Annotated in this window: 28 protein-coding genes and 1 pseudogene; 20 read left to right on the plus strand and 9 right to left on the minus strand. The window is 59.2% G+C overall.

The window, feature by feature from the left end:
• Positions 1-414 precede the first annotated feature (414 nt).
• The 4 genes from HNQ65_RS16035 to HNQ65_RS16050 all read right to left on the minus strand — a co-directional run bounded on the left by HNQ65_RS16035 (position 415) and on the right by HNQ65_RS16050 (position 2747).
• A complete protein-coding gene (locus HNQ65_RS16035) occupies positions 415-918 on the minus strand; it encodes a hypothetical protein (RefSeq protein ID WP_184340727.1) in 504 nt (167 codons plus the stop codon).
• On the minus strand, positions 915-1562 hold the full coding sequence (locus HNQ65_RS16040; RefSeq protein WP_184340729.1) for an anti-sigma factor family protein: 648 nt from the start codon (positions 1560-1562) through the stop codon (positions 915-917). The genes HNQ65_RS16035 and HNQ65_RS16040 overlap by 4 nt, the downstream gene beginning before the upstream one ends.
• Positions 1546-2157 carry a sigma-70 family RNA polymerase sigma factor gene (locus HNQ65_RS16045; protein ID WP_184340731.1) on the minus strand — a complete coding sequence of 204 codons (612 nt, stop codon included), beginning with the start codon at positions 2155-2157 and terminating at the stop codon, positions 1546-1548. Before HNQ65_RS16045 ends, HNQ65_RS16040 begins: the two co-directional genes overlap by 17 nt.
• A 92-nt stretch (positions 2158-2249) precedes the next feature.
• Positions 2250-2747 carry a LysM peptidoglycan-binding domain-containing protein gene (locus HNQ65_RS16050; RefSeq protein ID WP_184340733.1) on the minus strand — a complete coding sequence of 166 codons (498 nt, stop codon included), beginning with the start codon at positions 2745-2747 and terminating at the stop codon, positions 2250-2252.
• Positions 2748-2977: 230 nt separating this feature from the next.
• On the opposite strand from HNQ65_RS16050, the gene HNQ65_RS16055 reads away from it, so the two are divergent.
• From HNQ65_RS16055 to HNQ65_RS16070, 4 genes are all read left to right on the plus strand, one after another.
• Complete coding sequence (locus tag HNQ65_RS16055; RefSeq protein WP_184340735.1) at positions 2978-3829, plus strand: sugar phosphate isomerase/epimerase family protein; 852 nt, start codon at positions 2978-2980, stop codon at positions 3827-3829.
• Positions 3830-3861: 32 nt separating this feature from the next.
• Positions 3862-5232, plus strand: a complete 1371-nt coding sequence (locus tag HNQ65_RS16060; protein ID WP_184340737.1) for a Gfo/Idh/MocA family protein — start codon at positions 3862-3864, stop codon at positions 5230-5232.
• Positions 5233-5356: 124 nt separating this feature from the next.
• Positions 5357-6388: an SMP-30/gluconolactonase/LRE family protein gene (locus HNQ65_RS16065; RefSeq protein ID WP_184340739.1), complete on the plus strand. Its 1032-nt coding sequence runs from the start codon at positions 5357-5359 to the stop codon at positions 6386-6388.
• A gap of 99 nt (positions 6389-6487) precedes the next feature.
• The gene (locus tag HNQ65_RS16070; protein ID WP_184340741.1) at positions 6488-7282 is read left to right on the plus strand and encodes a tRNA threonylcarbamoyladenosine dehydratase; all 795 of its coding nucleotides are present in this window, start codon (positions 6488-6490) and stop codon (positions 7280-7282) included.
• A gap of 1 nt (position 7283) precedes the next feature.
• On the opposite strand, the pseudogene HNQ65_RS16075 reads toward HNQ65_RS16070, so the two are convergent.
• From HNQ65_RS16075 to HNQ65_RS16095, 5 genes and pseudogenes are all read right to left on the minus strand, one after another.
• Positions 7284-7469: pseudogene (locus HNQ65_RS16075) on the minus strand (PIN domain-containing protein); the annotation flags it as partial.
• A 230-nt stretch (positions 7470-7699) separates the two neighbouring features.
• Positions 7700-7963, minus strand: coding sequence for a hypothetical protein (locus HNQ65_RS16080; protein ID WP_184340745.1), 264 nt, complete (start codon positions 7961-7963; stop codon positions 7700-7702).
• 98 nt (positions 7964-8061) lie between these two features.
• A complete protein-coding gene (locus HNQ65_RS16085) occupies positions 8062-8448 on the minus strand; it encodes a rhodanese-like domain-containing protein (RefSeq protein ID WP_184340747.1) in 387 nt (128 codons plus the stop codon).
• A gap of 34 nt (positions 8449-8482) precedes the next feature.
• Positions 8483-9016: a hypothetical protein gene (locus HNQ65_RS16090; RefSeq protein ID WP_184340749.1), complete on the minus strand. Its 534-nt coding sequence runs from the start codon at positions 9014-9016 to the stop codon at positions 8483-8485.
• 116 nt (positions 9017-9132) lie between these two features.
• A complete protein-coding gene (locus tag HNQ65_RS16095) occupies positions 9133-9852 on the minus strand; it encodes a Fe-Mn family superoxide dismutase (RefSeq protein ID WP_221306189.1) in 720 nt (239 codons plus the stop codon).
• A 108-nt stretch (positions 9853-9960) separates the two neighbouring features.
• Between HNQ65_RS16095 and HNQ65_RS16100 the strand changes: the two genes are divergently transcribed.
• The 16 genes from HNQ65_RS16100 to HNQ65_RS16175 all read left to right on the plus strand — a co-directional run bounded on the left by HNQ65_RS16100 (position 9961) and on the right by HNQ65_RS16175 (position 24993).
• Positions 9961-11031 (plus strand): OmpA family protein, encoded by a 1071-nt coding sequence (locus HNQ65_RS16100; protein WP_184340752.1) that lies wholly within the window; start codon positions 9961-9963, stop codon positions 11029-11031.
• A 30-nt stretch (positions 11032-11061) separates the two neighbouring features.
• On the plus strand, positions 11062-12537 hold the full coding sequence (locus HNQ65_RS16105) for a hypothetical protein (protein WP_184340754.1): 1476 nt from the start codon (positions 11062-11064) through the stop codon (positions 12535-12537).
• 17 nt (positions 12538-12554) lie between these two features.
• Positions 12555-13355 carry an HAD family hydrolase gene (locus HNQ65_RS16110; RefSeq protein WP_184340756.1) on the plus strand — a complete coding sequence of 267 codons (801 nt, stop codon included), beginning with the start codon at positions 12555-12557 and terminating at the stop codon, positions 13353-13355.
• Between the two features lie 114 nt (positions 13356-13469).
• Positions 13470-13784: a 50S ribosomal protein L21 gene (gene rplU / locus HNQ65_RS16115; RefSeq protein WP_184340758.1), complete on the plus strand. Its 315-nt coding sequence runs from the start codon at positions 13470-13472 to the stop codon at positions 13782-13784.
• Between the two features lie 21 nt (positions 13785-13805).
• The gene (rpmA, locus tag HNQ65_RS16120) at positions 13806-14060 is read left to right on the plus strand and encodes a 50S ribosomal protein L27 (RefSeq protein ID WP_184340760.1); all 255 of its coding nucleotides are present in this window, start codon (positions 13806-13808) and stop codon (positions 14058-14060) included.
• A gap of 143 nt (positions 14061-14203) precedes the next feature.
• Complete coding sequence (locus HNQ65_RS16125; RefSeq protein ID WP_184340762.1) at positions 14204-14860, plus strand: phosphoadenosine phosphosulfate reductase domain-containing protein; 657 nt, start codon at positions 14204-14206, stop codon at positions 14858-14860.
• 6 nt (positions 14861-14866) lie between these two features.
• Positions 14867-15613, plus strand: coding sequence for a sulfite exporter TauE/SafE family protein (locus HNQ65_RS16130; protein ID WP_184340764.1), 747 nt, complete (start codon positions 14867-14869; stop codon positions 15611-15613).
• A gap of 13 nt (positions 15614-15626) precedes the next feature.
• Positions 15627-16535 carry a sulfate adenylyltransferase subunit CysD gene (gene cysD, locus HNQ65_RS16135; protein WP_184340766.1) on the plus strand — a complete coding sequence of 303 codons (909 nt, stop codon included), beginning with the start codon at positions 15627-15629 and terminating at the stop codon, positions 16533-16535.
• Between the two features lie 9 nt (positions 16536-16544).
• Positions 16545-17036, plus strand: a complete 492-nt coding sequence (locus tag HNQ65_RS16140; RefSeq protein WP_246438354.1) for a YfbM family protein — start codon at positions 16545-16547, stop codon at positions 17034-17036.
• Between the two features lie 26 nt (positions 17037-17062).
• A complete protein-coding gene (locus HNQ65_RS16145) occupies positions 17063-18403 on the plus strand; it encodes a sulfate adenylyltransferase subunit 1 (protein WP_184340770.1) in 1341 nt (446 codons plus the stop codon).
• 1369 nt (positions 18404-19772) lie between these two features.
• Positions 19773-20570 (plus strand): hypothetical protein, encoded by a 798-nt coding sequence (locus HNQ65_RS16150; RefSeq protein WP_184340772.1) that lies wholly within the window; start codon positions 19773-19775, stop codon positions 20568-20570.
• Between the two features lie 499 nt (positions 20571-21069).
• Positions 21070-22626 carry a phytoene desaturase family protein gene (locus HNQ65_RS16155; protein ID WP_184340774.1) on the plus strand — a complete coding sequence of 519 codons (1557 nt, stop codon included), beginning with the start codon at positions 21070-21072 and terminating at the stop codon, positions 22624-22626.
• A gap of 39 nt (positions 22627-22665) precedes the next feature.
• On the plus strand, positions 22666-22875 hold the full coding sequence (locus HNQ65_RS16160) for a hypothetical protein (RefSeq protein ID WP_184340776.1): 210 nt from the start codon (positions 22666-22668) through the stop codon (positions 22873-22875).
• A 117-nt stretch (positions 22876-22992) separates the two neighbouring features.
• On the plus strand, positions 22993-23250 hold the full coding sequence (locus HNQ65_RS16165; protein ID WP_184340779.1) for a hypothetical protein: 258 nt from the start codon (positions 22993-22995) through the stop codon (positions 23248-23250).
• A 3-nt stretch (positions 23251-23253) separates the two neighbouring features.
• Complete coding sequence (locus HNQ65_RS16170; protein ID WP_184340781.1) at positions 23254-23655, plus strand: HNH endonuclease; 402 nt, start codon at positions 23254-23256, stop codon at positions 23653-23655.
• Positions 23656-24180: 525 nt separating this feature from the next.
• Entirely contained in the window at positions 24181-24993 is an 813-nt protein-coding gene (locus tag HNQ65_RS16175) for an IS5 family transposase (RefSeq protein WP_184340783.1), read from the plus strand.
• The last annotated feature ends 166 nt before the right edge of the window (positions 24994-25159 follow it).

Raw genomic sequence — 25159 nt, forward strand, 5'->3', positions numbered from 1 at the left:
CCGATGATAGTATGGCGACAGGCCATGCGAAAGTAGGACGTTGCCAGATTAAACATCACCCCGCATCCCCTCAAAAAGGATGCGGGGTTTTTTGTTTGTTGTCTGTTGCGCCAAATTACATGACTAAAAACACGCTGACAATCACCACTGCGCGCACACCGCAGCCCGGCGCACAAACGACACGCCGCCACGCAGTGCTGCACACCAGCTCCTCAACGCCCGTGAAACACAATAGGCCCAACGCGGCTCAAAAGACACCGCGACGCGTCCCAACGCATCTCAACTGAAAACTACGGCGCTGCCAGGCTCACAAGTCCGCGCATTACAACTCGTCATGAATAGATGCCGAGAAAAGCGGCAGATTGACGGTGCGGCATGCCCTCACTCATAGAAGGCAGCCGCCAAGAGACAGGCTCACTTGCGCTCCAAAAACAGCACAAATATCAGACGCCCATCCTTCCAGGACGGCCCCCCAATGAAAAGCGGGCTGTTTTTCCGCAGAACGGCATCGCTTTTAACAAGAACCTGCTGCTGACGCCATACCTGCATGTGGAGATTGACGCCATTGTTGTCAGCAGCCGGGCCTTTGGAGTCGATCTTCATGAAGAGATCCCGTGAGGGGACCACCCAGGATTCATACTCGCGAAAAATATCCTGCCGGTGCTGCCCCAGAATCTCAAAATGCTTGAAGGGAAACACCTTGGCCAGCCGCTCATTGAGCTTGGGCAGGTCCGCGTGGGCTTCACCCGTGGCTCCAGTGAGCTGTTCGGCATTGTTGGTGGCAAAGATGAGCGCCCCCCAGACGTGCCCGTCTGTCGCGTGTTTCGCAGACGACACAACAGGCGGAGCCGCATTTTCCTGCGCTGTGGCAGATGCCAGGCCGAGAAGCAGGATCAGTGCTTTTAGAAAGACCTTCATCCTTCAGGGGAGAGGAGGGGATTGCCCAAGGCGTCGCGGGAGATCATGAGGACGGCGGCACCTTTGGCATCATACATGGTGGTGGAGGCCAGTTCGGGTTCCACCTCGCTGCGCTGAATGTTGACTCCGCTGATCTTACGATCGGCAGGCATCGCGTCCAGACCGTCGAGCATCAGCACGGTGGCGTCTGCATTCTGGTCGTGGTAGGTGCGCGCCTGCACATGGGTGTTTGGGGTGTAGGAGCTGAGAATCATGCTGCCGGAGGGCCCGCTGCCCACCGGATTCATCGCCATAAAGCAAAGCACCGCCAGCGCGGCAGCCCCGGCCATTGCAAACCAAGGCTGCCGAAACCACTGCAGCAGCTGCGTGCCCCAGCCGGAGGTGGTGGTGCGGGCGCGTGCATCGTCGAGTGCCATCTGGGTGATGCGTACGCCGATCTGGGTGTTGAAGTAATCAGCGTGTGGCACCCGCATCACTGCGGGCATGTGAGCGCGGAGAGTATCACTCAGACAGCGCATTTTCCGGGCTTCTGTATCGAGCTCGGGTTCTTGCTTGAGGCGTTCCTCAAACTGGGCGCGTTCAGCTTCGTTCATCTCGCCATCAATCCAGCGGATGAGTTCATGATCATCAGTGGGAGTTTTCATAAACGTCGTGGAGGAGTTCTTGAAGTTTTTTACGAGCGTAGAAGAGCCGGGACATCACAGTTCCAAGAGAGCAGGGGATGAGGGCGGCGATTTCTTCATAGGCCATCCCTTCCACCTCGCGCAGGACGATGACCTGCCGGTGTTCGGGCGAAAGCTTGGCGATAGCGGCACGGATTCGGCTGCCTAGTTCGGCATTGCTCATGGCAGCATCGGGCGCCAGATCACTTTTGGGAGCGGCCTCGGCACCTACAGCCACACGGTGCTCGGAGCGCTCATCGTCAAATTCACCATCGCCCTGGATCTTTTTCTTCCGCAGCCAGTCATAGCACACATTGTGCGCGATCCGGTAAAGCCAGGTGTAAAACCCCGCATCGTGCTTGAACGTTGGCAGGGCTCGCCAGGCCTTGATGAAGGCCTCCTGGGCGAGGTCCCAGGCCTCGGTTTCGTTCTGGATGAGGTGGTAAGTCATGGCGTAGATCCTCCCACGGTAGCGAGTGACAAGGGTGTCAAATGCTCGCGTGTCGCCTGCTTGGCTACGTTTGACCAAGTCGATGTCAGAGACTTCGCCAGGATCAGTCGCGGCTGCGGCAGGCATGGATTTGTGATGGCAGAGGATTGACGGCCTAGACTGTGGAAAAATTCAGGGCGAGCACGATTTTAAGTCATAAAACAGCGCAGGCAGCATCCTCACGGGATCTTCAAGGCCTGTCCAGGGCGGATCAGGTCTCCACTCATGCCATTGGCTGCCTTGATCTTGGCCACTGAAGTGCCCTTTTTGCGGGCAATGGCAGAAAGGGTGTCCCCTTTGGCCACTGTGTAGCGGGAGCCGGAAGATTTCTTGGTGCCGGATTTCGTCGGAGTGGTCTTCTTCTTGGCGGAACTGCTGGAAGCAACGGTCTTTTTGCTGCTAGATGACTTGGTGCTGCCGCTGCTGGCTGGCGGAGATTTTTTGGAACTGCCGAAAGCGTAAGGGTTCGGCGGCTCTGGATCTGCTGGCAGAGTGGAGGCCGGGGGTGTCTGGTAGCTGGGGGTGCTGCGTCCACCCTGGCTCGGGTAGGGATTGTAGTGGCCGTCGCTGTTGTAGTTGGAGGCGTAGGGATCACTGCTGCCGGATTTCTTCATGTTTTCACAGGAAGCCAAGGCGAGGCAGGTGAGGGACAGCGCGATGAAACGAAGGGCGGTCATGATGAGGGGTATGATTCCGGCCTGCAAACCTCCGAGGCAAGAGACCTGTGCACTAATGAAATCTGGCGCACCCTTTTCAATGCCAATTTTGCCGTCGCTGCGCCCCTGGTGCGATTTACTCAGGTCGGCGTAATAGGGGGCGCGTGTGAGGCGTTCTGCCCACTGAGGGAAATCTTCCGACACAAGCCTTGCCAATTCGCCCGCTATTCCCTAGCTTCGCGTCCCACCCCATGAAAATCGGATTCAATCTCCTGCTCTACTCCGGCCACATCACTGAGGCTAACTACCCTGTCATCGAAAAACTCAAGGCCACCGGCTACGATGGAGTCGAGGTTCCGATCTTTGACGTCAGTAATCCTGCCCACTTCAAGGGCATCGGCCAGGTGCTGAAAGACAACGGCCTCGAGTGCACTGCTGTCACCGTGCTGCCTGATGAAGCCCACAATGCCATCAGCCCCGTGGCAGCAAACCGCCAGGGTGCCATCGACCACCTCAAGCGTGTGATCGAATGCGCGCACAATGCCGGCGTGCAGACTCTGGTAGGCCCTTACTACCAGGTGCTGGGCCAGTTCACAGGCGCTTTTCCATCCGAGGCTGAGCTCGCAGGCGCTGCGGAAGTGCATCGCGCCATCGCCCCCATCGCAGAAGCCGCCGGCGTCAAATGCGCCATCGAGGCGCTGAACCGCTTCGAGGCGCACCTGCTCAACACCATGGAGCAGGCCGCCGCCTATGTGAAGCGTGTGGACCATCCGAACTTCGGCACGATGTACGACACCTTCCACGCCAACATCGAGGAAAAGAACCCCATTGCCGCCATCGACACCGTCTTTGCCTCCGGCAAGCTCAACCACGTGCACATCTCTGAGAATGATCGCGGCACTCCCGGCCGTGGCCACATCAATATCGTGGAGCAGATCAAGCACCTCAAGAAAATCGGCTATGACGGCTGGATGACCATCGAGGCCTTCGGCAGCGCCCTGCCCGACCTGGCCGCCGCTACGCGTGTCTGGCGCGATTTCTTCCCCAACACCGAACAAGTTTACACCGAAGGCTTCGCGCTCATCAAAAACGCGCTCGCCTGAGATTCAGCCCACCTCAAACCATTCATCTCATCATGAACACACCGACCACCACCCCCGCTGCGGCCACGTCCCGCCGCCAGTTTATCGGCACCACCGCCGCCGCCAGTGCGCTGACCGTCGCCCAGTCCGCCTGGGCCGCTGGCAGCGATGAAATCAAAATCGGCCTCATCGGTTGCGGTGGCCGTGGCACCGGCGCCGCCGGCCAGGCCCTCAGCACCAATCAGCAGGGCATCACGCTCCACGCCGTGGCTGACGCCTTCAAAGAAAAGGCCGATGGCGCGCTGAGCAATCTGCGCAACAAAGTGCCTGACAAGGTCAAGGTGGACGACTCCCGCATCTTTGCTGGCACAGACGCCTACAAGAAAGTCATCGACTGCTGCGACCTCGTCATTCTCACCACCCCTCCCGGCTTCCGCCCGTATCATTTCGAGGCTGCGGTGAATGCCGGCAAAAACATCTTCATGGAAAAGCCCGTCGCTGTGGACGCCCCCGGCGTGCGCAAGGTGCTTGAGATGGCCAAGGTGGCTGATGAGAAGAACCTCAAGGTCGTCGTCGGTCTGCAGCGCCGCTACCAGAACTGCTACAAGGACGCCCTCACACAGGTGAAAGAGCAGGGCATCATCGGCGACATCGTCTCCGGCCAGGTTTACTGGAACGGCGGCGGCATCTGGTTCCGCGACAAGCGCCCCGACCAGTCCGAGCTCATGTACCAGATCAACAACTGGTACTTCTTCACCTGGCTGTGCGGAGACCACATCAACGAGCAGCACATTCACAACATCGACGTGGCCAACTGGTTCATCGGCGGCCACCCCGTCAGTGCCGCAGGCATGGGCGGTCGTATGCAGCGCGTGGACAAGAAGTTCGGCCAGATCTATGACCACCACTATGTGGAGTACACCTATGAAAACGGCGTGCGCGTGAACAGCCAGTGCCGCCACCAGTCCGGCGTGAGCAATGCCGTGCGAGAAGAATTCACCGGCACCAAGGGCAAGATCTACCTCGACAACAGCGGCCGCTGCTACGCCAACGACCACAAGGGCAACACCATCTGGAAGTACCGCCCCGGCGGCAAAGACGGTGGTGCAGCCAAAGGCGGTGCCAAGAAGCTGGATCCGGATCCGTACCAGACCGAGCACGACACCCTGCAAGCTGCCATCCGCGAAAACAAGCCGCTGAACAACGCCTACTACGGTGCCGAGTCCACCATGACCGCCATCATGGGCCGCATGGCCACCTACTCCGGCAAGGAGCTGAAATGGGAAGATGTGCTGAACTCCAAGGTGCAGCACATGCCCAACATCATCACCCCCGAGTCCGAGCCTCCGGTGAAGCCGGACGCAGACGGCTGGTACCCCATCGCCATCCCTGGCAAGGACATCCCCGGCGCCCCGGTGGTGTGATGCTCCATGTGTGAATGAATCCACGGCCCCGGCTGCAGAGATGCGGCCGGGGCTTTTTTATGAAACACAGCACGATGAAAGCCTTGCTACTCCCGCGTTCCATTCGCTACAACCACACCACGCCATGAACACCAGCCGCCGCACCTTCCTCACCAGTTTCGCCGTCTCCGCCGCCACCACCACCACCCTGCTCTCCCGCGACTGGTCCGGCCAGACACCGGAGCGTTATCCAGACCCGGACGTCATCGTGCTGGAGCCCGAGTTTGAAAAACTCATTCAGGGAAACTCCCCCATTCGCCGCCTGCACACCGGCATGCTCTGGGCCGAGGGCCCCGCCTGGAACGGCGCTGGCAACTACCTCGTGTGGAGCGACATCCCCAACAACGCGCAGATGCGCTACCTTCCCGAAGACGGCCATGTCTCCGTCATGCGCAACAACGCCAACAACAGCAACGGCAACACTTTCGACCTGCAGGGCCGCCAGATCTCCTTTGAGCACGCCACGCGTCGCGTGGTGCGCTATGAACTCGATGGCAGCGTCACCGTGCTGGCGGACAAGTTTGACGGCAAACCGCTCAATGCTCCAAACGACGGCGCGGTGCATGCAGACGGCTCCATCTGGTTCACCGATCCCGGCTACGGCAGCATGATGGATTACGAAGGAAACAAAGGAGAGCTCCATCTCAAGGAGTCCGTCTATCGCATTGACCCGGGCGGTGAGATCACCAAGATCACCGAAGATCTGGAAAAGCCCAACGGGCTCTGCTTCTCGCCAGACTACAAGAAGGTGTACATCGTGGATACCGGCTCGCCAAAAAACATCCGTGTGTATGACGTGGATGGCAAAACGGTGAAAAACGGCAAGGTCTTCACCACCAACAAAGGCGCGCTGGCGGACAAGAAAGCGAAAGGCAACTCAGACGGCATCCGCTGCGATGTTGAGGGCAATCTCTGGGCCAGCGCCGGATGGATCGGCGATGGCTACGATGGCGTCCATGTCTTCAATCCCGAAGGCAAAATGCTCGGCTACATCAAGCTCCCTGAAACCGTCAGCAATCTCTGCTTCGGCGGGCCCAAGCGAAATCGCCTGTTCATCACCGCCTCTCAGAGCCTCTACTCGCTGCATGTGAACACACGTGGCGCGCATCATTGCTGAGCTTAACGCCAAGGCGCCGGGGTCTCTGACCCCGGTGAGGCACCGGCGTCAGAGATTCCGGCTCCTTGATCTTTTGTGACGCACGTATTAAACGACTGCATGGATGAAGCATACACGCAGCGCTTTGGCGGCATTGGGCGGCTCTATGGAGCTGCGGCACTGCCACGCCTTCAGGCTGCGCATGTGGCCATTGTGGGCGTGGGCGGCGTCGGCTCCTGGGTGGTGGAGGCGCTGGCGCGCAGCGGTGTCGGTGCGCTGACGCTGATCGACATGGATGACGTCTGCATCACCAACACCAACCGCCAGCTCCCGGCGCTGGCACATACCGTGGGTGTTTCCAAGGTGGATGTGCTGGCCGCACGCGTGGCTGAGATCAATCCCGCCTGCCGCGTGAACCGCGTCATTGAGTTCCTCACCGAATCGAACGCAGACCGGCTGCTGGCACCAGGTTTTGATTTCGTGGTCGATGCCGTGGACCGCACCTCCATCAAGGCGCTGATTCTGGCCAAATGCCAGGCACGCGGCATGCCCGTCATCACCTCCGGCTCTGCGGGTGGTCGGCGCGATCCCACACTCATTCGCACGTCAGACCTCGGTCTTGCCGGGGCGGACACGCTGCTCAAAGGCGTGCGCCAGTGCCTGCGCCGCCAGCACGGCTTTCCCAAGAGCGAGGAGGGCCGCCCTCTGGCGATGGGCATCCCCTGCGTCTTTTCCAGCGAGAAACCGGTCTATCCTTGGGCGGATGGCTCCTGCTCACTGGAGCCCGAGTCCGGTGCCGAAACCGGCCTGCGTCTCGACTGCGCCGCTGGTTTTGGCGCGGCGACCCACGTCACCGGCACGTTTGGCTTTGTGCTCGCGGCGGAGGTGGTGAAGAGACTGGTGAAAGAAGTATGAATCACTGGGCCAGCGGATTTCTCCAGTGCAGCCCTGGGCAACGAGAGAAGTCGAGGTCGTTGGTGTGCAACTCGGCATGATGTTCGATGGCCAGTGCAGCGAGGTGAGCATCAGACACGTCCGCGCCTGTCCAGCCTATCTTTTCCAGCACATCCCAATGCTCGGGCGTGGGGTGCAGCAGCATGACGTTTGAAGCGGAGAACCAGCGGCGAACTTATGACAAAGCTGCGGAGAGCTGCATTGGGGGCTGGATGATTCTGGGGTTCGTCATCAGGCGAATAAAACCCAGCGCCACATTCAACGGCAGCCCCACTTCCACTCCCCGTGTCATCACATCCTCCTACCACGACCGGGCAGCCGTATGATCAGGTGCCGACAGATTGTAGGCGTAAATCAGCAGGTTGAGGTCTGGCAGGATCATGATTTCTGCCGGTCCAGAAAGCACTCCACATCGAGCTCGTCGGCAAGACGGTTCAATTTTTGGAGCGGAACACCGGGAGCAAAGACCCCCTGATGCGGGTGAATGCGGAATGGTGTGGCCGCAGACCGCTGCCTCTCAGGTTTGTCCAGAGCGGTTCGCAGCAGGCTGAAAGCCAGTTCGGCCACAGGCTGGCCCTTTTGCTGCGCTGCGGTGCGGAGCAATCCGGCAAGATCGTCGTCTAGCGTCAGTGTTGTAGGCATGGTGCAAGGATGCCACATGAAGTGGAATCTCCCAATGTTTTTTGCTTCTGCTCAGGGAGCTCTGCCATCAGGCACCATCAGACAAATACGTGCCAGTGCTACTTCTCCACAGGCTTACCAGCCTTCACCCAGCCGCCGAAGCCATCGTCCAGGTGAATGAGGTGGGTGAAGCCGAGTTTCTCAAAAGACGGGAGCGCACGGGTGCTGCGGCCACCGGCCTGGCAGTGCACCAGTGTGGGCTGGGTTTTGTCCAGCTTGGCCAGTTGCGCTTCGAAGTCGGCAGACATGATGTCGATGTTTTTCGCGCCCTTGATGTGACCGTCTTTAAATTCATCCGGCGTGCGCACATCCACGATCACGACTTTCTCAGCGGAGATGATCTTGGCGGCTTCGTCGGCTTTCACATGTTTGACGGGGTCTGCGGCGATGGACATGGCGGGGATGATGAGGGTGAGGAGAGTGGTGATGAAAAAGGTGCGGTTCATGATGTATAGGTTCCCAAGTTTAAGGTTTAAAGTTTCAAGTGGAAGAAGAGCAGCGGACTTCCACAGGCATGCGGCTGAGACGCTGATAGAGTTTTCTCAGTGCCAGCAGGGGCCACCAGCGGTAGAGGTAGATCTCCAGCGGCTTCCACATGGCCACCCAGCCCATGATGGTGAGCCCTTCGCCAGCAAAGCTCTGCCAGTTGGCGGTGGATGGCGCAAGAAGCCTGGCGGCAAACTGGCACAGCGCCAGGAAGAGCAGGCCGATGAGCAGTGACTTCCGCCCCTCGCGCATCAAGCGTTTGAATTCGCGCAGCGTCATTTCGGCGCGGTACTCGAAGTAATGCGCGATGGAGTCCGAGACGAGCTTCTGCGCATCGGCCACGCCAGCGGGCGCTTTGGCCAGATGCACCAAGAGTTTCAGGTCATGCTTGTGCGGGTGCTCCTGTGCCCAGCTGACGATGAACTCCTCTGCATCATGGTCGAGATCCCGCTCGTGAAAGGGGGATGGGTCCAGGGAATTGAACAGCTGGTTCAGCTCCGTGAGCTTGACCTCGATGAGTTCAGTCATGGGAAGAACAGGAGGGCGTGGCTGGGAAATGCCGAATGACGAAACAAGCGAGGCTTCTGCCTCAGGGCATCACTGTCTTGTTCATCATTCGGCATTCTGATTTCGTCATTTAGGCGTCAGGCCTTGATGGCGGCCTCGTAGCCTTTGGCCACCTCGGCCCAGTTCACCACATTCCACCAGGCGGCGATGTAGTCGGGGCGCTTGTTTTGGTACTTCAGGTAGTAGGCGTGCTCCCACACATCCAGTCCCAGGATCGGTGTGCCGAGATCAGCCTCGTCCACAATGCCCTTCATGAGCGGGTTGTCCTGATTCGGCGTGGAGGTGACCTTGAGCTTACCGTCCTTGGTCACGATCAGCCAGGCCCAGCCGGAGCCAAAGCGCTTCACCCCGGCCTCGCCAAAGACCTTTTTGAAGTCGTCCACGCTGGAGAACGTGCTCTGGATGGCAGCACCCAGCTTGCCTTCGGGGCTTTTCGGGCCGCTGCCAGCCGGGGCCATCCATTTCCAGAACCAGGTGTGGTTCACATGGCCGCCGCCGTTGTTGCGGATGGCAGTCTGGGAGGCCTCAGGCAGGGATTTGATGTCGCTCACTAGCTCGATGGCGTCAGTTTTGCCGATGCTGGCGGCCTTGAGCGCATCTCCCAGCTTGGAAATGTAGGCGGTGTGGTGCTTGCCAAAGTGGATGTTCATGGTCAGCGCATCGATGTGCGGTTCCAGGGCTTCGGGGGCGTAGGGCAGAGGAGCCTGGGTGAGATCCAGCGCGAGGCTGGTGGAGGGGGCGGCCAGCACACCTGCGAATGCCGCAGTGCTGGTGGTGAGGAAGGCGCGTCGGTTCATGGTGGTGGGGTGTGGGGTTGGAACCGAAGGATACGAATCTGGTGTAGCCAATGTCACGGTTAAAGTGCCGCGTGCAAAGCTTTGGGCTCATGGTACCGTTGGTACGTCATGGCCGCAGTCACCCATCCCCCCGAGTGGACCACTCCACAGTCCTCCTTTCGTTCCCGAGACGACTGGAGCCTGAAGTGGTGGATGATGTTTGCGCTCATTCTCTCCGTGGTTTTTCACATGATGCTGGTCGTGGGCTTTGACACCCTGGGCATCTCCAATGTGACACCGGCCAAAATGCGCGAGGTGCCCGAACGCATCCGCATCGACGAGCGGCTCCTGAAAGATCAGAAGGCCATTCAGCAGATTCCCGAGACTATCGCGCCGGGAAATGTGCCGGACATGAAGGCCTTCGAGCCCAAACTGGACGATTTTGACAAGCTGCAGGAGCTGCCCAAAAACCAGGAAATCGACCTCACTCCGAATGTGAAGGAGATCACCAACTTCATCCGTGCCAACGACCCCGGAGACGGAGCCCCCGGCACTCCCAAAGGCAGCGAGATGGCCAAGCTCCTGGCCCCACAGGCCTTGGAGGCGCCGGATATCGCCGCAGAGATGGCCAGCGTGCGCCGGGATGTGCTGTCCAAGCCCGTGTCAGAAAAGCAGATGCTGCTGGATGCAGGCGCGCTGGAGCCTGGAGATGGAGGCAAGGTGGACACCGGTCTGCTGGATGCCGTGAAAAGCCAGGGCACCGCCACGGCTGCGGGTGCGCGTGTGAAGGGCTTCAGCAATCTCGACGATCTCCTCGGTGGCGGCGGCAAGATGGGTGGCAGCACCGCCCCGATCCTGATGCCCACGGATCTGCTCTTTGAGTATGGCAGTGACCAGTTGGCCGAAACGGCCCGCCTCAGCCTCATGAAGCTCGGCTTCCTCATCCAGAAAAATCCAGACTCCCTCTTCATCATCGAGGGGCACACCGACAGCTTCGGTGGAGAAGACTACAATTTGGAACTCAGCATGCGCCGCGCCAGCGCGGTGGTGAACTGGCTGCGGGAATCTCTGGGGCTGGGCACGGATCGCATCCAGGCCGTGGGCATGGGCAAATCAAAACCCATCGTCAGCACCTCTGGCACCGTGGAGCAGCAGGGCATGAACCGCCGTGTGGAAATCAAGGTACGCCCGAAGAAATAAGCAAACACTCAAGTCAAACTCGCAGAGTGCATGTTGGTGAAGACGGTGTTTCTCCAGTTAACAAAACTTTGGCTTCGCGGCGGCCGCTGGATGGTGATGGTCGCAGGCCTGGTGCTCTTTGCGTGGTGCTACCTGCAGGCTTTCCAGCTGCAGAGCAGTGCAGGTGGCGGCATCACGGAGCAAGAGCGGCAGTATCTGGAGGCTGCCATTGCCACGCGGCATGACCTCACCCCGGACTTTTCCAAAAGCGTCTCGCAGCCGCTGAATGACTGGCTGCCTCACCGCACGGATGGCGTGGTGCGTCCTCTCTGGCCCTGGCTGGCTGCCTGGAATGTGGCGGAGGGGCACAAGCCGCCAGCAACTGATCTGACATCGGCAGACGAGCTTGTGCTCCGCACAGGAAGGCGCTGGCTGGCCGGTCTAGGCCTCGGGTTCCTGCTGGTGCTGGGTCTGGCTGCGGCGCGGGTGTTCTCCGTCCCCGCCGCACTGGTGACGATCCTCACCATCGGCTTCGGGGTGCTGCTGCCCTCGGCGCGCCTGTTTGCGCCAGACGTGCTCTTCCAGCTGCTCTTCCTGCTGGTGTGGGTGTGCTGCATCGCGGCGCTGCAGCGCAACTCCCTCTGGCTCTACGGCCTCATCGGTTTCCTTTCCGCGCTCGCCAATCTGACCCTGCCCACCACCACCACCTTGGTGATGTCTTTTGTCTTTGTGAGCACGCTGCGCTGGCTTTGGGGCTGGGTGCAGGCCCACCTGCCCAAGGAGGAGGGCACCTCTCTCTGGGTGTGGCGGAATCACTTGCTGGGCCTGGTGCTGCTGGTAGCCTGCCATCTCATCACCGTTGGGCCCATGCTGGCCTACTCCAAGGAGCACATGGGCTGTGCCTCGCCCTTCTACTGGCGCTGGTTTGAAAACACGGCTGCCATGAAGCAGTGGACCACGGCGCATCACACACGCGAGGCCCTGCTGGCCGTGCCTGAAGATAAACGCCCGGGCTATGCCGGTTATCTGGAGACCCACAGCCCCGAGCAAATCAAGACCCGCCTGCATCAAGGCGCGGTGAAAATGACCGAGGCGGTCCTGCAGCTGCCCTGGCGTTTTGACTCCCTGCCACATGAGCGCGGGCTGTTCGTCATCAGTCTGGCAGGCATCTTGGGCATTCTGCTGCTCATCCTCGGTTTTGTGGCCCCGCGTGCTGCCCATGCAGGACAGGCGTTGCATCCAGAGACGGCGCCCCTGGCGTTTTTCAGCGTGCTGGCCTGTGTGGCGTGCACCTTGGATTTTGGCTGGGATATCCCTGTGCTTACTTGGGGAAACCGGCATCTGGCGCTGTATCCGCCACTCGTGCTCAGCCTCATCTGGGCCAGCGAATCCTTGGTACACCGGGCACGTCGGCGGAAGATGCGGCTGCCCGTTTTCGTGATTTACGAAACCGCCCTATGGGCACTGTGTGTCATGGCCTTCTGGCGTGTCATCGCGGTCTTGCAGCCGGTCTCTTTTGCAGCGTAAGTGACTTCCCCCTTTGCATGGCCGCTCCCAAACACCGCTTTATTCTCTGTTTCGACTTCGACGGCACTCTCGTGCATCCTGAGAGCGATCCCGTGTACCATCCCGGCTTTGGGCAGATGATTCAGGCTCTGCGCAGCCAGGGCGCTGCCTGGGTGATCAACACCGGCCGCAGCCTGGGCCAGACGCTGGAGGGGCTCGCGCAGTACGGCATTTTTTACGAGCCGGACTTCATTATCGCGCAGGAGAGCGACATCTATAAGCCGGGCTTCTTCAGCCGCTGGACGGACTACGGTTCATGGAACCGCAAGGCACGCCGTGCGCAGGAGCGTTTTGTCAAAGACCACCAGCAGTCACTACAGGCCATCAAGCAGATGGTTGAGACGCACACCCAGGCCTCCTTCATCACCGGGAGCGCTGGAGAGATGGGCATCGTGGGCAGCAATGACCTCGAGATGGACGCGATATGCGCCTACATCGACTCACACGCGCAGCAATATCCGGACATCGGCTACCATCGCAATGGCATCTACCTGCGCTTTTCCCACAGCGGCTACAGCAAAGGCACCGCGCTCAGCGAACTGGCGCGCCTGCTAGGATTGAATGCGGCGGCCTGCTTTGCCGCAGGAGACAATTTCAATGATCTCAGCATGCTGGACCCGCGCCATGCGCACATGATCGCCTGCCCGGTGAATGCGCTGGATCCGATCAAGCAGGTCGTGCACTCACGAGGCGGATTCATCGCTTCCCGTCGTGCCAGCGAGGGAATGATGGAGGCGCTGACGCATTTTTTTGGAAATTCCCCGGCTCCGGGAGCCTAATTTTATCTTTTCTAAAGATTTCGAGGGAATTTTCTCTTGCCGAATGGGGGGACGTGTGGAAACCTCCGCGCCCCTCTTCCCAAGGAGGACGTAGAACTCTCACTTTTTCAGGTTATGGCATACGCAATCATCAAAACAGGCGGCAAGCAGTATAAAGTCTCCGTGGGCGACAAGCTCGACGTGGAGAAGCTCGAATCTGCTGAAGGCGAAACCGCCACTTTCGACCAGGTGCTCGTCGCCGGTGAAGGCAGCAGCATCAAAGTGGGCGCTCCTACTGTGGCAGGTGCCACCGTTTCCGCCAAGGTGCTCAGCCAGCACAAGGCTGACAAGGCAACCACCTTCAAGTTCCGTAAGCGCAAGGGCTTCCACAAGACCCGTGGTCACCGCCAGCCGCTGACCCTCGTGCAGATCACCGCCATCAACGCTTAATCCTCCACTCCCCCTCCTCTCATGGCCCATAAAAAAGGACAAGGTTCCGTTAAAAACGGTCGCGACAGCCAGAGCAAGCGTCTTGGCGTCAAGAAATTCGGCGGCGAAGCCGTCATCGCAGGCAACATCATCCTTCGCCAGCGTGGTACGAAGTGGGTTCCTGGTCGTAATGTCGGCATCGGCCGCGACCACACCATCTTCGCCCTCGTGGACGGAAAGGTGCTTTTCGACAAGGATGGTACCCGTGTGAATATTGAGCCCGCTCTTCAGGCGTAAGTTCAGTTACAGACGATTTTTATCTTTGGGCGCGGATAACATCCGCGCCCTTTTTTATGCCCATTTTTGTGTCGGATTCAGCAAGTTTGTTTAATTTCCTACTTTACACATCGAGAATTAGGTGAATGATCGCTCCCCCTCGCATGAATCCTGAACAAATCCAAGCTCTCAACGACACGGCCCGCGGCCAGTCTCCGCAGCAAATCATTCAGACTGCCCTCGCTCATGCCGCTGGCGGTGCCATCGTGACCACCAACTTCCGTCCGTATGAGGCGGTGATTCTGCATCTGGTGGCGGAGCAGCAGGCGGATGTGCCAGTGCTTTGGGTGGATCATGGAACCAACCTTCCTGAAACCTACCGCTTTGCGGAAAAGAGCCGCGAGCGTCTGAATCTCAACCTGAAGCCTTATCTGCCGAAGATGACCGCCGCGCATTGGCTGGCGCTGAATGGTGGGCAGGTGCCGATGCCGGATGAAGTGGAGCGTGTGGAATCCTTCAGCCGCATCATGAAGCTGGAGCCCTTTGAGCGCGGCATGTGCGAACTGGCACCGAAGGTGTGGATCACCGCGCTGCGCAAGGAGCAAAACCCCCAGCGGGCCGCCACGCTGCAGCCCTTCATGTGGGACGCCAAGTTCAACTGCCTCAAGGTGAACCCCATCCTCGACTGGACGCCGGTGGAGATGGATGCCTATCTGGCTGAGCACTCGCTGCCGAACGAGCGCACCTACTACGATCCCGCCAAGGGCGATGAAAAGCATGAGTGCGGTCTGCACGCCAAGCTGGTCACCGATAAAGCGTAAGCGTCCATGGATTTTCTGACTCCAGAATTCGGACTCTACGTGGTGGCGGGCTTTGTGGCTCAGCTGATCGATGGCGCGCTGGGCATGGCTTATGGCGTCAGCGCCTCGTCGCTGCTGTCAGTCTTTGGCGTGGAGCCGCGGGTGGTCAGTGCCACGGTGCATGCGGCGGAGTGTTTTACCACCGGGGCCTCGGGCCTTTCGCATCATGCGTTTGGGAATGTGGACCGTAATCTGTTCCGGCGGTTGCTCGTCCCTGCGGTGATTGGTGCCGTGATGGGTGCTTACATCCTGACCTCCATTGATGGCAAGGTGCTCAAGCCCTACATCTCCATGTACCTCATCGTCATGGGTGTGGTCATTATTGCCAAGGCCTTCACACGGGTGCCACCAAAGAAGGTCACCACGCATCTCGCACCGCTGGGCTTTGTGGGGGCGCTGGTGGATGCCATGTGCGGCGGCGGCTGGGGGCCGATTGTGGCCTCCAATCTGATCATTCGTGGCAATGACACACGCATCACGGTTGGAAGCGTGAATGCCGTGGAGTTCTTCGTCACACTCTCCGCGTCCATCACCTTCTTCCTCACGATCGGCCTCACGCATTGGAACATTATCGTCGCGCTCGCTCTCGGTGGTGTCATCGCCGCGCCGCTGGCTGCGTGGGCTGCCAAGCACATCCCGCACAAGCCCTTCATGGTGCTCGTGGGTCTGCTGATCGTCGTCGTCAATTCCCTCCGCGTTTTCAAAATCCTTTAATTCCATCCGTCCCATGTCTGCGATCACTCATCTCCAATTCCTCGAATCCGAGGCCATCTACATCCTACGGGAAACCGCTGCGCAGTTCCAGAAACCCGCCCTGCTTTTCTCCGGTGGCAAGGACTCCATCGTCATGGCCTGGCTGGCGCGCAAAGCCTTCTATCCCTCCAAGCTGCCCTTCCCGCTGCTGCATGTGGACACCGGCCACAACTTCCCTGAGGCCATGGAGTACCGTGACTGGTTCGTGCAGGAGATCGGTGCCACACTGACTGTGGGACTCGTGCAGAAGTCCATTGATGAAGGCCGCGTGCAGGAAGAAAAAGGCCACACCGCCAGCCGCAACAAGCTGCAGACCGTGACACTGCTCGATACCATCGAGGAGCATCAGTTTGACGCCTGCCTTGGCGGTGGTCGTCGTGATGAAGAGAAAGCCCGCGCCAAGGAGCGCTTCTTCAGCCACCGCGATGAGTTCGGCCAGTGGGACCCCAAGAACCAGCGCCCTGAGCTCTGGAACATCTTCAACGGCCGCAAGCACTTCGGCGAGCACTTCCGTGTGTTCCCGCTCAGCAACTGGACCGAGATGGACATCTGGCAGTACATCCGCCAGGAAAACATTCCCCTGCCCAGCCTCTACTTCAGCCATCAGCGCAAGATCATCGAGCGCCACGGCCAGCTTCTCGATGCCAGCACCGGCATCATCCCGCTGCTCGATGAAGAGAAGCCCCGTGTGAAGGAGATGACCATCCGCTTCCGCACCGTCGGCGACGCCACCTGCACCGGTGCTGTCGAATCCACCGCCAGCACAATCGACGAAATCGTCGCCGAAGTAGCTGCTGCACGCCAGACAGAACGCGGAACGCGTGCCGATGACAAGCGCTCTGAGACTGCCATGGAAGACCGCAAGAAGGAAGGGTACTTCTGATTTATGTCAATGTGCGGCAGCTATCTTCGGGTCACTAATGACCAGCTCGAACAGGTTCTAAACGAGCCTGACTTGATTCTGGACATGCTTTTTCCAGAAGACGATACCGAATTTGAGGCTGGCCGTTATCTCGACATCGACAAGTCCTGGCAGATCATTCATTTCCTTCTGACAGGCGACGCTTTGGATGGCGATGAGCCGCTGTGTAACGCCGTCATGGGTGGCACGGAGATTGGTGATGTTGAAGTGGTGTATGGTCCCGCTCGATTTCTTTTGCCTGAGCAGGTCGTCGAAGTGGCCACCGCATTGACCTCCATTTCGGAAGATGAACTTTGGAATCGCTTTGATATCGAAGCTGCGCGTAAGGCTGAAATTTATCCCCAAGGATGGACCGGATCGGAGACAGATCGTAGCTACGTATTGAACCATTTTAAGTGTCTGAAAACATACTTTGTCGACGCGGCGAACGCTCAGGAGCCGGTCATTCTTTACCTCTCATAATACAAACTCATTTCCCTTATCAGATCATGGACGTTCTCGTTAACCCTACTGAATCCTCTCTTCTTCGCTTCACGACCGCTGGTTCGGTCGACGATGGCAAAAGCACCCTCATCGGTCGCCTGCTGTATGACTCGAAGTCGATCTTCGAAGACCAGCTTCTTGCGGTCGAAGAATCCTCCAAGCGTCGTGGCGATGCGCATGTGAATCTTGCGCTGCTTACCGACGGCCTGCGTGCCGAGCGTGAGCAGGGGATCACGATTGATGTGGCTTATCGTTATTTCGCCACGCCGAAGCGGAAGTTCATCATCGCGGATACTCCGGGGCACATTCAGTACACGCGCAACATGGTCACGGGGGCATCCACCGCAGACCTTGCGATCATCCTGATTGATGCACGTCTGGGCGTCATTGAGCAGACCATGCGCCATACGTATCTGGCCTCGCTGCTGCGCATCGGCCACATCGTGCTGGCGGTGAACAAGATGGACCTGGTGAACTTTGACCAGGCGGTTTATGACAAGATCGTGGCTGACTACATGGCCTTTGCCAAGGGGCTTGAGAACCTGCCGCATGTGACGCCGATTCCCATGAGCGCGCTCAATGGGGACAACGTGGTGGACAAGTCGGAGAACACTCCGTGGTACACCGGTCCGTCCCTCCTGCAGCATCTGGAGACTGCGCAGGTGCATACGGAAACCGCCGTGGATGAAGCACGCTTCCCTGTGCAGTGGGTCATCCGCCCCATCTCCGACCGCGAAGACGCCAAGCTCGGCAATCTGCATGACTATCGCGGCTTTGCCGGACGCGTGGCCAGCGGCACCTTCAAGGTGGGCGATGACGTGCTCGTGTATCCGTCCGAGATGAAGACGAAGATCACCGGGATTCACACCTTTGAAGGTCCGCAGGAGGAAGCCATCCCGCAGCTCAGCTACAGCATCACTGTGGCCGATGAGATCGACACCAGCCGTGGCGGCATGATCGTGAAGGCAGGCGAGCCTGCGCAGACGGCCCAGGAGTTTGACGCGATGATCTGCTGGTTTGCGGACAAGAAGACGCTCAAGCCCCGCAGCCGTTTCCACCTGCGCCACACCACGAATGATGTGCGCGCTGTGGTCACGGATGTGCTCTACAAGGTGAACATCAGCACGCTGGAAAAGAGCGCTGCCAGCAAGGAGTTTGCGCTCAATGACATCGGCTGCATCCGCCTGCGCTGCGCATCGCCGATCTTCTTTGACGCCTACTCCAAGAACCGCACCACCGGCAGCTTCGTGCTCGTGGATGAGCAGACCAACAACACCGTGGCCGCAGGCATGATCCTCAAGCCGCTGGTCGATGCCGGAGACGAGGACGCGGAAGTGGCGATCTAGTACGGCGCATAGCTGAAAACGGGTTCGTGGGATCGACCTGATCCCACACAGGCCTCTACATCGCCCAGCGTTTCCGGACCATCCGCGAACACGTTGCAGGTGGGGGGATCAAGATGATCCCCCTCCGTCGGCTCGTGCTTCCGCCTGCAGGGCTGTTTTCAGCGTATCGTGGTGCAGACGGTTTTCGGGAAGCGTGTCACCGCCCGGGCGGCAAAGGGAGTCACAGCGAGGCGGAATGGCGGAGAGACGCCCATTCTTCGCTAAAGCTACGAAGGACAAGCTGCTGGAGAGCGAGGTGTGCAAAGGAGGCGATGGGTTTGCTTTCCGGATTTGTTCGGACATACCCAGGGTCTGCCTCGCTTAGGCTTCCTCCTTCGCTCTGCGAGCTTCGGAGGACAAGCTGGCTGACCCTGGGCTCAACTACACAACCCCTTTGGGGTTGGTGCGATGAAGGGGACTTGGAGCGAGGAGAGAACGGACCTGTTTTTGTTTGATCGTGGTGTGAGGACGTCCGTAGATTGTGCGCCGTTCAGGGCGTATGCGGAATGGCGGAGAAGCGCTGCTGGAGGGCGCGGTGTGCAAAGAGGGCGATGGGTTTGCTTTCCGTGTGTGTGCGTCCTTACCCAGGGTCTGCCTCGCTGAGGCTCGGCTGACCCTGGGCTCAATTACGCAGCCCCTTTGGGGCTGGTGCGATGAAGTGAATCGAGCTGTGGTTAACTGATCGTGGTATTATACCACGAGTCCTTGAAAACGGGTCTGCAATTCTGTCGCCGCAGGCATGGCGTGCATCTGGATTTGGAGTGCGGTCGCGCAGATGCAAGGCGCAGGCCTGCATCGGAGCCACCGCTTTCGCGGGGGCGTGAAGGTTCTTCGGCCTCAGCCAGCTGTCCGGCCTGCGGAGCCGAGCGAAGCGAACCGGAGCGTAGCGGAGATAGCCGAAGGCAAACAGACGACTGAAAGGAGCCCGTAGGGTGAGCGAAGCGAATCAAAGCGGTAGCTTCGTTCGTTCCTCACTGCGCGACCGCACTCCAAATGGGACGCTGCGCTTTCAGGCCCCAGAACCTGCGGCACGCTCATGCACTTACGGGCTATCGCCACACCCATCCCACGATCCAAGATAGCGGACCAGCCATTCCACTTGTTATCCGAGGAAGACTCTGAGTCTGTGATCCTGTGCAGACTCGTTTTCAACTGCCAGTGGTATTAGTCGCCTGGCTGTTGTTTTCAAATAGCAGGCGGTGTTTCCGCCTTACCGCAGGGGCTGCTGCGCTCGCCGGTTCCATCGGATATTCTTTTCGAGATCCAGGCTGATTTGGATTTGATCGCGCCCATGCTTGCCAGTGGCTCTTGCACTGGCTTGTATGGGTGAATGCTTTTCCGCACCACGCTTTTTTCTACAGCTCTCCTGGCCGTCATCATTGCGCCTCTGCGTGCCAATGATGCCAGCATCAATCTGGGTGCCCATGGTCCGGAGCCGGTGGGGGAGTTTCGTGGCGAGGAATCTGTTGTGAGGATGGTGTCGGAGCGGATTGACATCACCTTTGGCAGGACGGAGACGCACGTGCACTGCCGCTTTGTGTTTCGCAGCAGCAAAGTGAGTGGCGATGCCGTGCAGATGCTCGGTTTTCCGGATTTTCATACCGAGGCCGACACCGGTACCATCCATTCGATGGTCAGCCGTGTGGACGGACGAGAGGTGCCGTCGAAGAAGCTGCGTGGCTGGCAGGATCTGGAAACGTCCAAGTGTCACCTCGGGAACTCTGCTGAAGGAGCTACGGCCGACTTTTACACCATCACCGTCACGTTTCCGCCGGATCGCGATGTGGTTGTGGAGCGGGAGTACATTGCCACGAATGGCCGCTCTGTCATGGGAGACACTTACTTCTCGTACACCACGCGCACGGGCGGCAGCTGGAAAGGGACGATTGGCAAGGCGGAGTTTCACGTCACGCTGGATGGCTGGAAGCTCGACGATCTGGCGTTTGAAGATGGGGAGCAGAAGGTGGATCCGCGGCAGCAGCGCAAGTATGCCTCGCCGAATCTGAGCGAGTGGAAAGTTGAGGCACCTGGGAAGATGAGCCTTGTGTGGACGAATTTCGAGCCTGCGGTGCATCACACACGGCAGAACATTCATTTGCAGACGTGGTGTGTGCCGGGGAGGGAGTGATGGCGCGAGCGCGCCTGGCATGTGGGATGGTGGTGAAGGGGGCGAGGCGGAGTGGCGGGGAGACGCTGCTGGAGGGCGCGGCGCGCGAAGAAGGCGATGGGTTTGCTTTCCTGGGCTGGCTGGCAGAACCCAGGGAAACCTCGCTAAAGCTCGGCATCCCTGGGCTACGATAGGCCGCCCCTTTGGGGCTGGTGTGAAGAGAGGCGGCTGGGGCAAGGAGAGAGCGGAACTGTTTTCGATTGATCGTGGTGTGAGGGCGTTCGTGGATCGTGCGCCGTTCGGGTGGTAAGGATGGGGGTGTTTGGAGTCCGTGGCATTTTTATGTACCAGTGGGGGCTTTCGCCAAAGCGCCCGACTGAGAGGCGGGAAGGTCCTGATGTTTGTGGAGCGCTGATGGACGGGCGGGCTGTCGCCACACCCATCCTACGGTGGAGCGTGCTTGCTGATGTTATCCTCTCATGTGTGAGATCAGCTCATGGCCGCGTTTTAACAGGCAATCATGACCTACGACGGCCTCATCCTTGGTTCCGGGCATAATGCGCTGGTGCTTGCCTGCTATGCAGCGCGTGCGGGTCTGAAGGTGGCGGTGGTGGAGAAAAATGCGGTGGCGGGCGGTGGGCTGGCCACGGTGGAGCATCCGTCTGGGTCGGGATTCCAGCACAACACGCACTCCTTCTTTCACCGGGCCATCACCACCATGCCGTGGTATCAGGAGCTGGAGGTGGAGCGCTATGGGGTGCGCTATATCGAGCCGGAGCTCAATGTGGCGATGATCCTGCCGGACGACCGCGTGCTGGAGTGGTGGACGGATTTTGAAAAGACCTGCGCCTCCTTTGCCGCCATCTCTCCACGTGATGCGGAGCGCCTGCGTGAGTGGACGGAGCGCTTCCGGCCCATCGTGGAGCAGATCCTTATTCCCGAGTCGCGCAGCCTGCCGCTGCCGCCGGAGGAGCGCGTGGCGCGGCTGCAGCAGAGCACCCTGGGCCGCACGCTGCTGGAGGTGCAGGCGCTGTCTCCGGTGGAGTTTGTCATGCGCGAGTTTGAGCACCCTGCCGTGCGGGCGGGACTGCTGTTCTTCAACGGCCTGCGCGAGGTGGATCTACGGCAGAAGGGTTTTGGGCATTCCATCCCCGCGCTGCTGGCCAGTCCGCGCAAGGCGCAGATGTGCATCGGCGGCTCGCGCCGTCTGGCCGAGGCGCTGTGCGCGGATCTGCATGAGCATGGCGGCGAGGTGTTTACCAGCTGGCAGCCGCGCTCGATCCTCACACGCGGCGGCCGCGCCTGCGGGGTGGAGTCCGTGAGCGGCGACCGCATCGAGGCAACGCAGTTCGTCGCCAGCGGGCTGAATCCGCAGCAGACGTTTCTGGATCTCATCCCGGCGGATGTTGCGCCTTCGCACCTGCGGGAAAAAGCCGCTGCGTTTGAGTACAACCTGCTGGCGCCGTTGTTCGCGCTGAATCTCAATCTGAGCGAGCCGCCGCGCTATACCGCAGCGGAGAAGCATCCGGAACTGAGCCAGGCCTTCATGACCATCCTCGGCCTGGATGATGTGACGCAGTTTCATGAGATCGTGGCTGCCCATGAGCGGGGAGAGATTCCGCGCACGGTCATGTGGGGCGCGTGCCCCACGTTGTTTGATCCGTCCCAGGCCCCCGCAGGCTGCCATACCGCCTTCATGTGGGAAAAGCTGCCCTACGCTCTGCGTGGCGATGCGCGAAACTGGGACGCGGAGAAGGACGCGCATGGCCGCCGCATGCTCGCGCTGTGGCAGCGCCACGCGCCGAATCTGGAGAGCGCGGTGCTGGATTCCTTCACGCGCAGCGCGCTGGATACCGAGCGCCTGCTGCCCAACATGATGCGCGGGGATTTGCTGGTGGGTTCGTTTGCCCATGACCAGATTGGTTATCATCGGCCTTTCCCGGGCGCAGGACATTACCGCAGCGGCCTTGCGGGGCTTTATCTCTGTGGGGGCTCGACGCATCCCGGAGGGAATGTCACGGGCTTGTGCGGGTACAATGCGGCCAAGGTGGTGCTGGCGGATTGTGGGGAGAACTGAGATGTTACGCCAATCAGAAGCAAACGATAAACTTCTGTCATGTCACAGTCGATCCATCTTGATCTTGAACTGCCGGGCGATCTGGCGCGGTTCAAGCTGCCTGCCGGGGTCAGTGAACGGCTGACCGCCCTGCTGGACAAACAGGATGCGGGACAGACTCTCACCGATCAGGAAAGGGCTGAAGCCGAAGGACTGGTGGATCTGGCAGATACGCTGACTTATCTGGGGCTCAAGGCCAGGGCAGCATAGCATCACGAATTCCTGGTTTTGCGGGAGGAATCAAACGCGTGAACGGGCTCCCAGCCGTATTTCCAGCGCGCACAGCATGGTTGCGCCCGTCAGACGATGTGGCAGATTCCAAGAGCCATGAACGCATTCTCCAGCCTCGAAAAGATGCTCGATCCCGCCCGTCCGTGCTTTACGGCTGAGACGGCGGCAAACATCGTTCAAATCGAGCCAGACGCCGCCAAAACGGCCCGCATGGAAGAACTGGCGGCCAAGGCCAATGAGGGGAAGCTCGCCCGTGATGAGGAGTCCGAGTACTGGAGCTACATCTATGCAGGCAAGATGATGTCGATTCTCAAACTCCAGGCCAGGCTCTTTTTGAAACGCCAGGCTGCCTGAGGCATGGAACCCGCCATTCGAAACGAGGTCCGGCAGCGCGCGGGGAACCGTTGCGAGTACTGTCGGCTACGCCAGGAGGATGAGGAGGAAAGCCCTTTCCACATCGAGCACATCATCGCGCAGCAGCATGGCGGCACCGACGCGCAGGAAAACCTCGCTCTCGCCTGCTCTTGGTGTAATGCGGTCAAAGGTCCGAATCTTTCCAGCATCGATCCCGACTCGGGTGAGCTGACTCGTTTGTATCACCCGCGAAAAGACCTCTGGGAAGACCACTTCCGCCGCGAGGGCCCCTACATTCTCGGCCTCACGGCTGTGGGCCGAACCACGGCGTGGCTTCTCCGCTTCAACGACACTGACAATCTCGCTCAGCGCCATCTCCTTCTGGAATTAGGTGAACTGGATTGAGTCGCTGCCCGGGAGATTGCTTGAGCACAGTCTTGGAGGCTATTTTTGATTTTTTGCACCCTGACCCCGTTCCCGCTCACAGTGCCATTCCACCCTGACCCCGTCTTCTCGATGTTATTGGATGTTGTATACTGGACTGTGTCCTTGCTTGATAAGCCATTCGTCAATTCGGTTTGCGATGAAAGGTAGTTCAGCTGGATTTGCATCAAAAAAGACAAGTCTTCTAGATGGACCGATGAACAATGGCACGTCGAGAGTGGGATGCGGATGGTTTGAACAGAAAGTCATCCAGCATATACCAGCCATGACCGTGCGGTAAACGATTTGTCCAGAGTCATTCCAACGAATGGGGCTTGGGCTAAGACTGATTCCTTCGAGGGGCTCTTTTGATGCCCTCAAACGAAACCAAATGGATGAGTAACGCCAGGGTTCTCCCGGGTCCGACTCTAAAATCATCTTTCTAGAGCCTGTTATTAACTTTGAAAAGCGCTGTACACCTGTGAGATTCCAAGCCATACGCTTGGAATGGAACCCTCGACCAACAAGCCAAGAGCCGCCTACACCAGTGACGTCAGTGATGCAGAATGGGACTTTTGCCGCCCCTATCTGGTGCTGATGAAGGAAGATGCGCCCCAGAGGGACTATGCATTGCGAGAGCTTTTCAACGCCTTGCGCTACATCGTGCGCTGCGGATGCCAGTGGCGGATGATGCCGCATGACCTGCCGCCATGGCAGAATGTTTACCAACAGGCTCAGCGCTGGATGAAAGCGTGCTGCTTTGAAGCCATGGCCCATGATTTGCGCGAACTTTCACGTTTGTCCAAGGGGCGAAAGGCCCAGCCCACAGCAGCCATCATGGACGGACGCACCTTGCAGTCCTCGCCTGAAAGTGGAGGGCGGGCAGGATATGATGGCTACAAGCGCCGCAAAGGCAGCAAGGTGCATATTGCTGTGGACACTCTGGGGCATCTGCTGGCCGTGAGAGTCACGGCAGCCAGCGAGCAGGAGCGGGCACAGGTCGGAGTGCTGGCGGCGCAAATCCAGCAGGCCACTGGAGACAACGTGGAACTTGCCTACGTGGACCAGGGCTACACTGGCGAAAAGCCCGCAGAGGATGCGCAGGCTCACGGCATCCGCCTTGAAGTGGTCAAACTCTCGGAAGCCAAGAAGGGCTTTGTGCTGCTGCCGAAGCGCTGGGTGGTGGAACGCAGTTTTGGCTGGGCCGCACGCTTCAAGCGCCTCTCCAGAGACTACGAGCGTCTGGCCTCGACGCTGACCGGCATGCATTGGCTGGCCTTCGCCACCCTCATGCTCTCTTCTCTATTCGGCAAAAGTTAATAACAGGCTCTAAGGCGTTCCGTGTGAACTTTCCCAAGTTTCGCACGTTCGTAAAACGGATGTTGGGAAACACCCATCATGAAAAGATTGTACATCGTAAATAGCTTTACTTTTTTATAATCCAAACCGTCGATAGTTTGATGTCCGATCGATGGCTTGCGAACAA

Origin of the sequence: Prosthecobacter vanneervenii, from assembly GCF_014203095.1 — a bacterium.
Taxonomy (GTDB): domain Bacteria; phylum Verrucomicrobiota; class Verrucomicrobiia; order Verrucomicrobiales; family Verrucomicrobiaceae; genus Prosthecobacter; species Prosthecobacter vanneervenii.

Bases quoted from the DNA above. Each gene is read 5' to 3' on its own strand.
- HNQ65_RS16035 (WP_184340727.1), bottom strand. From the start codon at position 918: ATGAAGGTCTTTCTAAAAGCACTGATCCTGCTTCTCGGCCTGGCATCT.
- HNQ65_RS16040 (WP_184340729.1), bottom strand. From the start codon at position 1,562: ATGAAAACTCCCACTGATGATCATGAACTCATCCGCTGGATTGATGGC.
- HNQ65_RS16045 (WP_184340731.1), bottom strand. From the start codon at position 2,157: ATGCCTGCCGCAGCCGCGACTGATCCTGGCGAAGTCTCTGACATCGAC.
- HNQ65_RS16050 (WP_184340733.1), bottom strand. From the start codon at position 2,747: ATGACCGCCCTTCGTTTCATCGCGCTGTCCCTCACCTGCCTCGCCTTG.
- HNQ65_RS16055 (WP_184340735.1), top strand. From the start codon at position 2,978: ATGAAAATCGGATTCAATCTCCTGCTCTACTCCGGCCACATCACTGAG.
- HNQ65_RS16060 (WP_184340737.1), top strand. From the start codon at position 3,862: ATGAACACACCGACCACCACCCCCGCTGCGGCCACGTCCCGCCGCCAG.
- HNQ65_RS16065 (WP_184340739.1), top strand. From the start codon at position 5,357: ATGAACACCAGCCGCCGCACCTTCCTCACCAGTTTCGCCGTCTCCGCC.
- HNQ65_RS16070 (WP_184340741.1), top strand. From the start codon at position 6,488: ATGGATGAAGCATACACGCAGCGCTTTGGCGGCATTGGGCGGCTCTAT.
- HNQ65_RS16080 (WP_184340745.1), bottom strand. From the start codon at position 7,963: ATGCCTACAACACTGACGCTAGACGACGATCTTGCCGGATTGCTCCGC.
- HNQ65_RS16085 (WP_184340747.1), bottom strand. From the start codon at position 8,448: ATGAACCGCACCTTTTTCATCACCACTCTCCTCACCCTCATCATCCCC.
- HNQ65_RS16090 (WP_184340749.1), bottom strand. From the start codon at position 9,016: ATGACTGAACTCATCGAGGTCAAGCTCACGGAGCTGAACCAGCTGTTC.
- HNQ65_RS16095 (WP_221306189.1), bottom strand. From the start codon at position 9,852: ATGAACCGACGCGCCTTCCTCACCACCAGCACTGCGGCATTCGCAGGT.
- HNQ65_RS16100 (WP_184340752.1), top strand. From the start codon at position 9,961: ATGGCCGCAGTCACCCATCCCCCCGAGTGGACCACTCCACAGTCCTCC.
- HNQ65_RS16105 (WP_184340754.1), top strand. From the start codon at position 11,062: ATGTTGGTGAAGACGGTGTTTCTCCAGTTAACAAAACTTTGGCTTCGC.
- HNQ65_RS16110 (WP_184340756.1), top strand. From the start codon at position 12,555: ATGGCCGCTCCCAAACACCGCTTTATTCTCTGTTTCGACTTCGACGGC.
- rplU (WP_184340758.1), top strand. From the start codon at position 13,470: ATGGCATACGCAATCATCAAAACAGGCGGCAAGCAGTATAAAGTCTCC.
- rpmA (WP_184340760.1), top strand. From the start codon at position 13,806: ATGGCCCATAAAAAAGGACAAGGTTCCGTTAAAAACGGTCGCGACAGC.
- HNQ65_RS16125 (WP_184340762.1), top strand. From the start codon at position 14,204: ATGAATCCTGAACAAATCCAAGCTCTCAACGACACGGCCCGCGGCCAG.
- HNQ65_RS16130 (WP_184340764.1), top strand. From the start codon at position 14,867: ATGGATTTTCTGACTCCAGAATTCGGACTCTACGTGGTGGCGGGCTTT.
- cysD (WP_184340766.1), top strand. From the start codon at position 15,627: ATGTCTGCGATCACTCATCTCCAATTCCTCGAATCCGAGGCCATCTAC.
- HNQ65_RS16140 (WP_246438354.1), top strand. From the start codon at position 16,545: ATGTGCGGCAGCTATCTTCGGGTCACTAATGACCAGCTCGAACAGGTT.
- HNQ65_RS16145 (WP_184340770.1), top strand. From the start codon at position 17,063: ATGGACGTTCTCGTTAACCCTACTGAATCCTCTCTTCTTCGCTTCACG.
- HNQ65_RS16150 (WP_184340772.1), top strand. From the start codon at position 19,773: ATGCTTTTCCGCACCACGCTTTTTTCTACAGCTCTCCTGGCCGTCATC.
- HNQ65_RS16155 (WP_184340774.1), top strand. From the start codon at position 21,070: ATGACCTACGACGGCCTCATCCTTGGTTCCGGGCATAATGCGCTGGTG.
- HNQ65_RS16160 (WP_184340776.1), top strand. From the start codon at position 22,666: ATGTCACAGTCGATCCATCTTGATCTTGAACTGCCGGGCGATCTGGCG.
- HNQ65_RS16165 (WP_184340779.1), top strand. From the start codon at position 22,993: ATGAACGCATTCTCCAGCCTCGAAAAGATGCTCGATCCCGCCCGTCCG.
- HNQ65_RS16170 (WP_184340781.1), top strand. From the start codon at position 23,254: ATGGAACCCGCCATTCGAAACGAGGTCCGGCAGCGCGCGGGGAACCGT.
- HNQ65_RS16175 (WP_184340783.1), top strand. From the start codon at position 24,181: ATGGAACCCTCGACCAACAAGCCAAGAGCCGCCTACACCAGTGACGTC.